This window comes from Fluviicoccus sp. (assembly GCF_030646115.1).
Classification (GTDB): domain Bacteria; phylum Pseudomonadota; class Gammaproteobacteria; order Pseudomonadales; family Moraxellaceae; genus Fluviicoccus.
The window spans coordinates 145,251-157,309 of sequence record NZ_JAUSMX010000027.1; the positions used below are offsets into that span (position 1 = coordinate 145,251).

Genomic DNA, 12,059 nt, shown 5'->3' on the forward strand with positions numbered 1-12,059 from the left:
CAGCTTTAAGGCGAAGGCATCCCTTGAGGGTTCAAAAAGCTGACCATCCGTCGGATTTTGTGGGGAAGGGGGCTCAGGCGGCGGTCATGATCCGGTTGCGCCCGGCGGCCTTGGCGGCATAGACCGCCTGGTCGGCGGCGGTAATCAGCTCGGCGTAGCGGATATCGGCGGAAGGAATCATGGCGGCCACTCCCATGCTGACGGTGATCTGCGGCGCCACGGTGGACTTGCTGTGTGGAATGGCCAGGGCGTTGATGGCCCCGGCAATGCGCTCGGCAATGGCGCAGGCTCCGGCCAGATTGGTGTCCGGCAGCAGCACCACGAATTCCTCGCCGCCATAACGGGCAGCCAAGTCGGCCGGGCGGCCCACGGCGGCGGCCAGCGCCATGCCCACCTGTTGCAACACGGCATCCCCGGCGGGGTGGCCGTAGGTGTCGTTGTAGGGCTTGAAGAAATCGACATCCAGAAAGATCACCGCCATTGACTCCTGACGGCGGCAGGCCAGCCCCCACTCCCGGTTGACGGTCTCGTCGAAGTGGCGGCGGTTGGCCAGCCCGGTCAGGGCATCCTGCCGCGACAGTTGCTCCACCTCGGCGGCGTATTCGTCCAGCCGGTCCTTTTCCAGCGCAAGCAACTGCGACTGCAGGAAGGTGACCCGGTCGCGGGATTCCAGCAGGAAGGACAGCAGGATGCCGATCACGTTCGCCAGCCCGCCATAGGCAAGGAGATAGCCGAAATTCAGCCATAGCCCCTGCTGCGCCACCGCCGCTACGGCAATAACCACCCCGGCGAGGCAGGCCACCGCCGTTTGCCGGGTGACCATGCCCGCCACGCCATAGGTGACAACAGTGGCCAGGATCACCACATAGCTGAGGAATACGTTGAAATACGGTTCCGGAAACAGCGACGCGCCGTAGATCAGCACGCCCACCGCGCCGCCACTGCTGATCGAGGCGTAAAAACGGTAAAAGCGTTCACGCCCCGGCAGGTAGGGAATGCTCAGCACGAAGGCCAGCAGCACCCCTTCCACCACCAGCAGCCAGCCCATGGCGGCCAGATTGCCGTCCCGGTATTGCGGCGCGGAGAAGCGACCCACCTGCGACCAGCCCATGACGGCGGTAATCAGGTACATCACCACCGTGATGCCCAGGCTGTCCCGCGACAGGCGCTGGGCGCGGTCGCGGACATGGGCGATGAAGCCCGCCTCCAGTTCCGGCCGGAAGCTGCGGAACTGCAGGTTGGACGCCAGCAGCGACTGGATGTCCTGAATCCTGGTTTCCCGGTCGGGGGCGGAGGGTGCGGCAGTCATGGGTGGGCGGGCCTGAAGGCGTTGTGGTCTTCAGGGAGGTTAGCGGAGGCGGGCGATCCCTGCAACGCGCACCGGACCGGCGCGACCGGCGGCGGTGCGGGCGGTGGCTTAGGGTTTTAAGGCTGGGTTAAGGGGGCCATGTTAGCGTGAAGCCATCACGTTCAGATGATTGTCGAAGGCCGCTGGGGTCTTATTACGTTGATGAACATTTTCCGACCTGCGCCATGGCCTTGGGGCGCAACGAGAGTTCACTGTCATGACCATAAAAATGAAAATCATGTTTTTGGCGCTGTTTGCAGCGCCACTGCTGCTGAGCGGTTGCAGCCATATCGGTGTTAAGCCCTGGCAACGCGATCTCATGGCCCGGAATACCATGCAGCCGGACAACGACCCGGTGGAGAGCGCCATAGATGCGCATGTCTACTTCAGCAAGGAAGCGTCCAGCGGTGGCCGCGGCTTTGGTGGCGGAGGTTGCGGATGCAATTAAATCAAGGTGGTATGATCCGGGAGGGTCTGGCTCTGGCCGTGTGTGTGCTGCTCACCGGTGCGCCGGCCCAAGCCTACGATATCGAGTCCGCAGCGGAAGACAGCGCCACCGGGAGCACCAATCTGGGAGTGCTTTCCTACCAGGAAGGCGATGGCCGGATTAAGGTCAGTAAATATCAGGCGAATGTCCGCAATGTCTGGTCGGAGGACAGTGAGTTCAGTATTGACCTGTCTGTTGACTCGTTAAGCGGCGGATCTCCCAACGGAGCCTTGCCCAGCCGCTCGGTACAGACGTTTGCCACACCTTCCGGCCGCAGCCTGCAAAAGCCGGTCAAGAAGGCGCCAACGGTGCAGACCTGCACCACCCCTTCCGGGACAACCTACAATTGCACCGCCGGCAGCTCGGAAAAAAGCAGCATCTATGATGTCAGCGCGGGTCAGTTGCCCATGGATAACTCCTTTAGCGATAAGCGCCAGGCGATTTCGATGTCATATGGCGGGTCTCTGGCGCCGTCAACCCGCTTGGCGCTGGGGGGTGCGTTTTCAACAGAAGCGGATTACCAGTCCCTGTCCGCCAATGTGGCGCTGACGCAGAGTTTCAACCAGAAGAACACAACCCTCTCACTGGGTGTCAATGTGGAGCGTGACAGCAGCAGCCCAGTGGGTGGAACGCCGCTACCGCTAAGCAATTATGCGCTTTTTCAGCGTCAGGGCGATCAGACCAAGGCCGTGAATGATGTGCTGTTGGGGGTGACGCAGGTGATGACCCGGCGTTGGCTGACCCGGTTGAATCTCTCGGCGGACAATGCCCAGGGCTATCATAACGACCCCTACAAAATTGTGTCCGCCCTGGATAGTACCGGCCGTGTGGTGGGTTACCTTTATGAAAATCGCCCGGACCAGCGTTCCCGGCGCAGCCTTTATTGGGAAAACCGCTATGCGCTGGACAGGGATACCATCACCGCTTCCGTTCGAGCCATGCGCGATGATTGGGGGATGAACTCAAAAACGGTTGATTTGCGCTACCGCTATGTCTGGTCGGATGGCGGATTCATTGAACCGCATCTACGTTGGTACACGCAAACGGCGGCTGATTTCTACCGCCTGTATGTGATGCAGGGCGATCCTTACCTGAAGGCGGTATCAGCGGACTCGCGGCTGGGCGGCTTCACGGCCAAAACTGTCGGGGTGAAGCTGGGTTACGAAATGTCGCGGGACTCGGTGTTCAGCCTGAGGTTTGAGCGATATCAGCAAACCGGGGAGGTCAACATGGCCGGACTGCCACAATTGCAGGGCCTGGATCTTAACCCGGGCTTGAGCGCCACCATAGTTTCGGCCGACCTTCAGTTCAAATTCTGAGCCGGCTTTTGGGGTCAAGGCCATGACATCATCGCGTTCTGTAAAGGTGGAGGCACGGGCCAACGGTATTATGGCGGTCAGTTTTCAGGCCATGGCCAGCCCCTGTGAAATTCTGTTCCATACCGCTGACGCTGCCTTGGCGGCCCGCACGGGCCGGGCGGCGGCTGACGAAGTGTGGCGTATTGAGGCCAAGTACAGCCGTTATCGCCCGGATAGCGTGATTGGCCGGATTAACGCGTCAGCCGGTCATCCTTTCAGCGTGGACGCCGAAACCGCAGGGCTGTTGGATTTTGCGCAAAACTGCTATCAGCTCAGCCAAGGGATGTTTGATGTGACCTCCGGGGTGTTACGTCAGGCCTGGCGTTTTGACGGCAGCGATGATGTGCCCGACCCGGCCCTTGTGGAGCGGATATGTCAGCGCGTGGGCTTTGGCCGGTTGGACTGGCGTAATCCGGTTCTGACTATGTTGCCGGGCATGGAAATGGATTTTGGCGGCCTTGGCAAGGAGTATGCGGCGGACATGGCGCTGGGAGTGGTGGATGCCATGGCCGGAGTTCCGGCGCTGGTTAATTTAGGGGGCGACTTGTGCTGCAACCGGCCGCCCCCCGGTGGCAGCTGGCAGGTGGGGGTGGAGCGGCCTGACCGTGAGCGGATGCCGGCCCGGGTTCTGGAGCTGACCGGCGGCGCGCTGGCGACCAGCGGCGATACTCACCGGTTCTTGTTGAAGGATGGTATTCGTTACAGCCATATTCTGAACCCGCAAACCGGATGGCCCGTGCCTGGCGGGCCGCGATCAGTGACGGTGGCGGCGCTGAGCTGCGTAGAGGCAGGCATGCTGGCCACGTTTGCGCTGTTGCAGGGTGATCAGGCGGAGGTTTTCCTGCAGCAGCAGGGCGTGCCATTCTGGTGCCTGTGGTAAAGCGGCGGGCGCCGCTGGAATAAGGGGGGCTCATCAGGACGCATACGCTTATGCCGGGAGCTTGCCGGTCCGGCGCACCGGCAGCGGCAGGCGGGTGCGCAAGGCCAGTTCGTCGGCGGGCGCGGATTGCGGGCGGGTCAGCCGGTCATGGCGGCGCTCCGCCTCCGGCCGGCACATCTCGGTCGCCAGCACGGCGAATTCGGTCTGGAAAGCCGCGCCGGTCCATTGCCCGAAGATGGTGTGGCCGCCTTCGTAAGCCTGCTGCTGGTATTCCTCGTTCGTAGTGACATAGCCCATGTAGTCGTTGCAGTAGGTGCAGATCAGCACCTGGGTCACCCCGGCGGGTTGCAGGGCTTCCTGCACCGCCTGCACCACGCGCCGCCCGGCCATGGTGGTGAATTCACCGGGGCAGCACACCAGCGCCAGCGGCCCCAGCCGGACGATCTGCAACGGCAGCACTGTCGGCACCATGGCGCTGCGGGTCATGGCGCCCTGTTTCGCCTGGCGCTTCATCTCCGCCACCAGCGGATCGGCAAAGCCCGGCACCATCAGTTTCGCAATCGGCTGCCCCAGGATCTGCTTGCGTCCGGCTTCCAGCAAGATGTCCTTCGGACCTTGCGCGGCATAGAGGCGGCGGTAATAGTCGCGGTCCTCGGGGCCCTGTTTTTGCGGATGGCCGAGGCGGTTCTGCTTCACCCAGCGCGCCACCTTCTTCGCCACGATGCCAATGGCCTGGGGCATGCCCGGGCCGTCCACCCGCGTGCCGGTGAAGAAGGCGACGCCATGACAGGGTTCGCTGGTGAAAGCATCATTGCGGCCCTGGGCGAAGCGCGGGTCGGCCTTGCGGGCGGTGAAGTCGAGATAGCTGAAGACGGCGTCGATGCCGCCGTCCACGGCGAGGCCGGGACCGGCGGCGAGGATGTCCAGCGCCTGAGTGCTCTGGTAACGGCCGTTGCGTTCGGCGTAGGCGTGTTCCCCGTCGCCCTGGAGGCGGCTGCGGCGGGCCACATCGCCGGGGCCCTGATAATGCGGTGAGACATCGCCGGCGGTGGCCTGCGCAAACAGCGCGACCGGGTTGGCGGCGCCTTGGGCTGCCAGTTGCGCTTCCGCCACCAGCGCCGCGTGGCCCTTGTTGTCGCCGGAGTAGCGGGTGTTGGTGTTGCCGATGCAGGTGGCATGTACGCCGAACAACGACAGCAGCGCCTGCACCTGTCCGTGGCGGCTAAAGGCCAGCACCGCCATGTCGCGGTCCAGCGCCAGATGGGTTTCACGGTCGGTGAGCGGCGTTACGTCGGGATTGCGGTTATAGGCGGCCAGCGAGCGGTTCCACGCCACGGGAACCGGTTCGTCAAAGCCGCCCCGGCCCAGCGTCAGTTCGGTTGCGGCGGCGCTCCGCCAGGCTTCGGTTATGGCGTCCACGGTGGCTGTGACTATGGCATCTACATGTTCAGGTACAAAGCCGGGCGTGACGACGTTGTACATGGCGTCGTGGCTGCAGCCGCCGGGGCCGGAGTGGGTGTGGGTGCAGGTCAGCACCAGCGCCGCCTCGTCAAAGGCGTCGCCCATCACGGCCTGCAGGTGTTCCACCACGCCGCTGCGCATGGCGTGGGTGATGTAGCCGAGGTCCAGCAGGCAGAACATCAGGCCGCGACCGGTGCCGTGCCGCAGGTAGACAGCGCGGGCATACAGCGCGGTGGCGTGGCCCCAGGCGCGGTTGTGCCACATGCCATAACCCATCATGGCGTGACCCTGCGCCTTGACCGTGATCTCACGTTTGCTCCAGCCGGCCTCGTACATCGTTCACCTCAGGTAATGGGGGTATTCCGTCTTAAAACCGATTATTGATCAGCTTTGACTGTGACAGGTCGTGCTCAACACTGTCAATCAACGGCGCTGTCACCGGGCGGATGCTGATTGACAGGCTTTTGCAAAAGCTGATATTTATTCAGCTATTGTCGGGTTTGTGCGATTTCAAGTCAATCAGGGCGGTCGGAAGACGCCGGGAGCGGGGATGGACATTCTGGTGGTGGGGGCGGGTGCAATCGGTCAGGTCTATGCACTGCATCTGGCGCGGGCGGGGCATGCGGTCAGTTTTTTTGTGAAGGCGAAATATGCGGAAGGGCTGAAGGCGGGCCTGAGCCTGCACCGGCTGCAGCGTCGCGGCCATGTCATCGAACGGCTGACGGGCTTCGGTATTCTGACCGATGCGGCGGAAGTGGCTGCCCGGCGCTGGGACCAGGTGTGGCTGACGCTGCCCTCCGACGCCCTGCGCGGCGAACTGGCGCAGCAGGTGCTGGCCGCCGTCGGTGACGCGACGGTGATCTGCCTGCAGCCTGATATCCACGACGGCGAATTCGTGCGCCGCCATGTGCCTGACCGGCAACAGGTGGTGCAGGCGCTGATTCCCTTCATCAGTTTCCAGTCACCGCTGCCGGGGCAGCCCGGCCCCGAGGGCATCGCCTTCTTCCTGCCGCCGCTGACACCGTCGCTGGCGGCGGGGGAAAAGGGCCGCGCCGCTGCCGTCACCGCGACGCTGAAACAGGCCGGGGTTCCCGCCCGGCAGGTGGCGGATTTTGCCCGCAGCACCGCCGCGTTCGTGGCCATGATGCAACCGCTGATGGCGGCGCTGGAGGCCAACGGCTGGGATCTTTATGGCCTGCCCGCCAGCCCGGCGCTGCGTGAGGGCTTGTCGGCTTCCCGCGAGGCAATGCAGGCGGCGGCGGCGGAAACCGGCGGCAGCACCTGGGCGCTGCGGCCGCTGGTGTGGCCCCTGACCTGGCGGCTGGTGCTGCCGCTGTTGAAGCACGTCTTCCCCTTTGACCTGCAGGTGTACCTGCGTTTCCATTATTCCAAGGTGGGCGTGCAGACACGGATGATGCTGGACAGCTATATCCGGCTGGGGACGGCGCGACGCTTGCCGGTGTCGTCGTTGCAGATGTTGCGGCTGTCGTTGCCGGAAACGGCCTGAGGTTCACCATGAAGAAGACTCTGTGGAAAGGGCTGCTGCTGTGCGGGCTGCTCGCCTGCCAGCCGGCGCAGGCCGCGTCCGGCGACGATGACGGGAGGCTGGACGAGTTCCAGACCCGGTATGGCAATGAATGGCACCAGATACGCCATGACAGCAAGCGCAACATCACCACCTGGATGCGGCAGGAGGACGGCAAGACTTTCCGGTCGTTCAAGGTGCAGGCCGAACTGGACGGCTCCATGGAGGCGGTGGCGCGGCTGATGCTGGACTTTCCCGGCTACGACAAGTGGTACTGGCAGGTGATGGAGGCGAAGCTGCTGAAGCAGGTGTCGGCCACCGAATACGTGGTGTATCTGGTGCATCGCGCACCGGCGGGTTTGCCGAACCGGGATGTGGTGTTGCGCGGGTCGGTGCAGCCGCAGACCCGCAGCCAGAAGACACTGACCCTGCGTATCGTTGCCGAGCCGGACTACCTGCCGCTGAAGCCGCCGATGGTGCGCATGCCTGCGCAGGAGGTCACCAGCCGCTTCATGCCGATGGAGAATGGCAAGGTGATGCTGGAAACCGAGGGCTATGTGGATCCGGGCGGCAAGATTCCGCTGTGGGCCGCCAACTTCGTGCAGCGCAGCGCGCCCTATGCCATTGTGCTGGCGATGCAGCGCCGCCTGCAATCGGGGGATTATGACAAGGGCAGGCCACTGCCGTTTCCGGTGTATGGGAGCGAGGACTATCGGCAGACCGTCAGCCGCTGAGGGTTGAGCGCGCTGACCACCGACCAGAAGGCGGTGTATCGTGAGCAGTTGAACCGGTTGAAGGTGGCGAGGATGTAAACATTTCCGCCATAAAAAAGCCGCTCCTTCGCCAGAGGGAGCGGCGTTTTGTAGAGTGTAGGTCGGGTTTCAACCCGACAACCGCCCTTCGATCGGAGAGTGTTGTCGGGCTGAAGCCCGACCTACAGGATCAGATGGAAGCCGCCAGCTCCGCCCCCTGCTTGATGGCATGCTTCGCATCCAGCTCCCGCGCTTCAAACGCACCGCCAATCAGATGCACCGACTGACCGGCCGCCTTCAGCCCGGCCTCCAGCGCCCGTAACGGGTCCTGCCCGGCGCAGACAATCACGTTGTCCACCGGCAGCACCATTTCCTTGTCACCGATGCTGATGTGCAGCCCGGCATCATCCACCTTGCGGTAGGTCACGGCCGACAGCATTTCCACGCGACGGTTCTTCAGCCCGGTGCGGTGAATCCAGCCGGTGGTCTTGCCCAGGCCGTCACCGACCTTGCTCGCCTTGCGCTGCAACAGGTACACCTGACGTTCCGACTTTTCCACCTCGCCATGGGTCAGGCCGCCGCGATGGGTGTAATCGCGGTCAATGCCCCACTCGGCGTAGAACTTGGCCGGGTTCTGCGTACCGGTCTCGCCCTCGTGGGTCAGGTATTCCGCCACGTCGAAACCAATGCCGCCCGCGCCGATGATCGCCACGCTCTTGCCTACCGGCTTCTTGTCGCGCAGCACGTCCAGATAGCCCAGCACCTTCGGGTGGTCGATGCCGTCAATCGGCGGGGTGCGCGGCTGGATACCGGTGGCCAGCACCACTTCATCGAATTCGCCTTGCAGATCCGCTTCGGTGACGCGGCGGTTCAGCACCAGCTTCACCCCGGTCAGCTCGATCTGGCGGCGGAAATAGCGGATCGTTTCGTAGAATTCGTCCTTGCCCGGCACCTGCTTGGCGACGTTGAACTGACCGCCGATCTCGGCCGCGCTGTCGAACAGGGTGACGTCATGGCCGCGCTGGGCGGCGACCGTGGCGAAGCTGAGCCCCGCCGGACCGGCGCCGACCACGGCAATGCGCTTGGCTTTGGCGGTCGGCAGGTAGTTCAGTTCCGTTTCATTGCAGGCGCGCGGGTTGACCAGGCAGGAAGTGACCTGACCTTTGAACACATGGTCGAGGCAGGCCTGGTTGCAGCCGATGCAGGTGTTGATCTCGTCGGCGCGGTTCTGTTCCGCCTTCACAATGAATTCGGGGTCGGCCAGCATCGGCCGCGCCATCGACACCATGTCGCAGAAACCGGCGGCCAGCAGTTCCTCGGCGGTTTCCGGAGCGTTGATGCGGTTGGTGGTGACCAGCGGAATCGACACCTGCCCCTTCATCTTCTGCGTCACCCAGGCAAAGGCCGCGCGCGGCACCTTGGTGGCGATGGTGGGCACGCGGGCTTCATGCCAGCCGATGCCGGTGTTGATGATGGTCGCCCCGGCGGCTTCGATGCCCTTGGCCAGCTGCACCACTTCGTCGAAGCTGGAGCCGTTTTCCACCAGATCCAGCATTGACAGGCGGTAGATGATGATGAAGTTCGGACCGACGCGCTCGCGGGTGCGGCGGACGATTTCCAGCGGGAAGCGGATGCGGTTGTCGTAGCTGCCGCCCCATTCATCGCTGCGGTGGTTGGTGGCGGCGACGATGAACTGGTTGATCAGGTAGCCTTCGGAACCCATGACTTCCACACCGTCATACCCGGCCTGTTGCGCCAGTTGCGCGCAGCGGGCGAAGTCCTCGATGGTCTGCTCGACTTCCTCGCTGCTGAGTTCACGCGGGGTGAACGGATTGATCGGTGCGCGCAGGGCGCTGGGGGCCACTGAGGTCATCTGGAAGGAATAGCGGCCGGTGTGCAGGATCTGCATCGCGATCTTGCCGCCTTCGCGATGCACGGCCTCGGTGATGACGCGGTGTTCGGCGGCTTCGTGTTCGGTGGTCAGCTTGCTGCCGCCGCCCATCACCGCTCCTTCAGGATTAGGTGCAATACCGCCGGTGACAATCAAGCCGACGCCGCCGCGCGCCCGCTCGGCATAGAAGGCGGCCATGCGTTCGAAACCGTGCGGAATTTCTTCCAGCCCCAGGTGCATGGAACCCATCAGCAGGCGGTTGCGCAGGGTGGTGAAGCCGAGGTCGAGAGGTTGAAGCAGGTGCGGGTAGGCGCTCATGGGTGTCTCCGGGGAATTATGCAACCAGTTGCATATATTTGTACGGCAATCCCGGTTACTATGCAACCAGTTGCATAACTTATTTCCATGACCCATCGTTCACGTTTGCAGGCGCCGCCATGTCCTTGCCCCATGCCCTGATGACCTCGCTGCTGGAGAAATCCTGTTCCGGCTATGACCTGACGCGCCGTTTTGAAAAGACGATCGGCTATTTCTGGCGGGCCAGCCACCAGCAGATCTATCGCGAGCTGGGGCGGATGGAGGAGGCGGGGTGGATTCGGTCGGAAGCGGCGGAGGATGCGGGCAAGTCGCGCAAGCGGGTGTACGAGGTGTTGGCCGCCGGGCGGGAGGAGCTGAAGCGCTGGGCGCTGGAGCCGGTGGACCCGCCGTCGCCGCGTGATGAATTCTTTGTGAAGCTGCGGACGGATGCGGTGATGGGGCCGTTGGGGCTGGAGACGGAGATTGAGCGGCGGATGGGGTTGCACAAGCTGAGGCTGGCGGCGTATCGGGCGATTGAGGTGAGGGATTTTGCGGGGAAGACGTTGTCGCGGTTGGGGGAGATTCAGTATTTGATTTTAAGGGCGGGGATTATGCAGGAGGAGGGGTTGATTAGGTGGTCGGAGGAGGCGTTGGGGGTTTTGGCGGGGGTTTCCGACCTCGCATGACGTAGGGGCGCACTGCGTGCGCCCTTCTTCGCCGGACAGGGTGGGGGTTTTGGGGAAACGGTGTGTTTGGGGGGAGCGGGCGCACGCAGTGCGCCCCTACGGCGGGGGCATCTCGAATTGTGCGGGGCTCTTTAAGTCCGTTAGGACAGCCACCGCAGTCCAAAAAACATATCCGTTGGTCAGAAGCCCGATTAGCATCAAAACTGACCAGAAAAACTGAGTTGCTTTGCGATGACGGCTGAAGTAGCCAGATTTAAATCCAGCATAAGCTGCAACCACAGAGATGATCCCGGCCAGTGTAAAAAGAGTGGGACCGGGGAAAATTTTTCGCCAAGCCTCGGCGAAAATCGGATCGAATAATCCCTCCGGAATAGTGTTCAGAATCAGGATGCCGAACCCAACAACGACAAAAAACCGCTCATCAAACGACTTAGGGGGCGATGCTAAACTATTCGACATTTTGTCTTCCTTGGTTTTGTATTTGCTTCGTAGGGTGGGTCTTGACCCACCACCGGTCTTCGATCAGAGGCCTGCCGGTGGGTCTTGACCCACCTTACAACCTGCGGCGTCAATCGGCCTGATTCACTCTCCCGCCAACACCACTTCCGGCCTTGCCCCCTCACGACCCGCGCGCGCCGCGAAACGCTCGTCAAAGGTCAGCATCGCCTCGCATTTTCCCGCCAGCGCCAAATGAAGCGCATCCGCTACATCCAGCCCGCCTTCCGCCCAAGCCAGAGCCTGCCGCCACTCCCCGGCGAACTGCCATGCCATGCCGGGCAAGGCCTGCGCATGGCGAAAGGCCGTGATGACATCAGTCTTGGCCACGCCTTCCGACCGCAGCACCCAGGCCAGCTCCAGCGCCACCGTGACCGGCACGAACCAGCGTTCTCCGGATTCCAGTAGTCGCGCGGCCGCTTCCGCCTGACGCAGGTCGTCGCCCAGCAGGTAACGCGCCAGGATATTCGTATCCAGTGCTTTCATGCGTGCGTGTCCCTATCCTGATCACGAATCAGCTTCAGGAGTTTGGCGTCGGGATCGTCATCGGCAATGGTTTCGCGTTTCGTCCCGGCCAGCATGCCCAACCCGGCGCGGACGTTGGTGGAAGCAGCCGCCGGTTTCAGGATGACTTCACCTTCGGCCGTGACCGTGACGTCGATTTCATCTCCGGCATGCCAACCGGTTTGCCGGATCAGGGCCGAAGGCAGGCGGACAGCCAGGCTGTTGCCCCACTTGGTGATTTGCAAGGACATGGTGTCAAGCCTCTGGGAGGGCGCGGAATGTATCACCCAATGTATCACTCTTGATTGCGGAGCGTAAAGGGTCTGGTTGTCACGCCATCCCCGGTTTTTGTTCCGCAACCATTTCCCCGCCTTC

The 12,059-nt window shown here is 62.8% G+C and carries 12 protein-coding genes; 6 read left to right on the plus strand and 6 right to left on the minus strand.

What is annotated here, in order from left to right; translation table 11 throughout:
* Positions 1 to 73 precede the first annotated feature (73 nt).
* Positions 74 to 1,309 (minus strand): diguanylate cyclase, encoded by a 1,236-nt coding sequence (locus Q7T36_RS16485; protein WP_304851238.1) that lies wholly within the window; start codon positions 1,307 to 1,309, stop codon positions 74 to 76.
* A gap of 268 nt (positions 1,310 to 1,577) precedes the next feature.
* On the opposite strand from Q7T36_RS16485, the gene Q7T36_RS16490 reads away from it, so the two are divergent.
* From Q7T36_RS16490 to Q7T36_RS16500, 3 genes are read left to right on the plus strand one after another with little or no spacing between them, the layout of a single operon-like run.
* The gene (locus Q7T36_RS16490) at positions 1,578 to 1,796 is read left to right on the plus strand and encodes a DUF4266 domain-containing protein (RefSeq protein ID WP_304851241.1); all 219 of its coding nucleotides are present in this window, start codon (positions 1,578 to 1,580) and stop codon (positions 1,794 to 1,796) included.
* Positions 1,787 to 3,154, plus strand: a complete 1,368-nt coding sequence (locus Q7T36_RS16495; protein WP_304851244.1) for a DUF3570 domain-containing protein — start codon at positions 1,787 to 1,789, stop codon at positions 3,152 to 3,154. The genes Q7T36_RS16490 and Q7T36_RS16495 overlap by 10 nt, the downstream gene beginning before the upstream one ends.
* A gap of 22 nt (positions 3,155 to 3,176) precedes the next feature.
* The gene (locus Q7T36_RS16500) at positions 3,177 to 4,073 is read left to right on the plus strand and encodes an FAD:protein FMN transferase (protein WP_304851247.1); all 897 of its coding nucleotides are present in this window, start codon (positions 3,177 to 3,179) and stop codon (positions 4,071 to 4,073) included.
* 48 nt (positions 4,074 to 4,121) lie between these two features.
* On the opposite strand, the gene Q7T36_RS16505 is transcribed toward Q7T36_RS16500, so the two are convergent.
* A complete protein-coding gene (locus Q7T36_RS16505; protein ID WP_304851250.1) occupies positions 4,122 to 5,870 on the minus strand; it encodes a neutral/alkaline non-lysosomal ceramidase N-terminal domain-containing protein in 1,749 nt (582 codons plus the stop codon).
* 214 nt (positions 5,871 to 6,084) lie between these two features.
* Between Q7T36_RS16505 and Q7T36_RS16510 the strand changes: the two genes are divergently transcribed.
* Positions 6,085 to 7,041 carry a ketopantoate reductase family protein gene (locus Q7T36_RS16510; protein WP_304851253.1) on the plus strand — a complete coding sequence of 319 codons (957 nt, stop codon included), beginning with the start codon at positions 6,085 to 6,087 and terminating at the stop codon, positions 7,039 to 7,041.
* An 8-nt stretch (positions 7,042 to 7,049) separates the two neighbouring features.
* Positions 7,050 to 7,793, plus strand: coding sequence for an START domain-containing protein (locus tag Q7T36_RS16515; RefSeq protein ID WP_304851257.1), 744 nt, complete (start codon positions 7,050 to 7,052; stop codon positions 7,791 to 7,793).
* Positions 7,794 to 8,001: 208 nt separating this feature from the next.
* On the opposite strand, the gene Q7T36_RS16520 is transcribed toward Q7T36_RS16515, so the two are convergent.
* Positions 8,002 to 10,020, minus strand: coding sequence for an NADPH-dependent 2,4-dienoyl-CoA reductase (locus Q7T36_RS16520; RefSeq protein WP_304851260.1), 2,019 nt, complete (start codon positions 10,018 to 10,020; stop codon positions 8,002 to 8,004).
* Positions 10,021 to 10,139: 119 nt separating this feature from the next.
* On the opposite strand from Q7T36_RS16520, the gene Q7T36_RS16525 reads away from it, so the two are divergent.
* A complete protein-coding gene (locus tag Q7T36_RS16525) occupies positions 10,140 to 10,685 on the plus strand; it encodes a PadR family transcriptional regulator (protein WP_304851263.1) in 546 nt (181 codons plus the stop codon).
* A 96-nt stretch (positions 10,686 to 10,781) separates the two neighbouring features.
* On the opposite strand, the gene Q7T36_RS16530 is transcribed toward Q7T36_RS16525, so the two are convergent.
* From Q7T36_RS16530 to Q7T36_RS16540, 3 genes are all read right to left on the minus strand, one after another.
* Positions 10,782 to 11,144: a hypothetical protein gene (locus Q7T36_RS16530; protein ID WP_304851266.1), complete on the minus strand. Its 363-nt coding sequence runs from the start codon at positions 11,142 to 11,144 to the stop codon at positions 10,782 to 10,784.
* A gap of 123 nt (positions 11,145 to 11,267) precedes the next feature.
* Entirely contained in the window at positions 11,268 to 11,666 is a 399-nt protein-coding gene (locus Q7T36_RS16535; RefSeq protein WP_304851269.1) for a type II toxin-antitoxin system VapC family toxin, read from the minus strand.
* Positions 11,663 to 11,935, minus strand: coding sequence for an AbrB/MazE/SpoVT family DNA-binding domain-containing protein (locus Q7T36_RS16540; protein ID WP_304851271.1), 273 nt, complete (start codon positions 11,933 to 11,935; stop codon positions 11,663 to 11,665). The genes Q7T36_RS16535 and Q7T36_RS16540 overlap by 4 nt, the downstream gene beginning before the upstream one ends.
* Between the last annotated feature and the right edge of the window lie 124 nt (positions 11,936 to 12,059).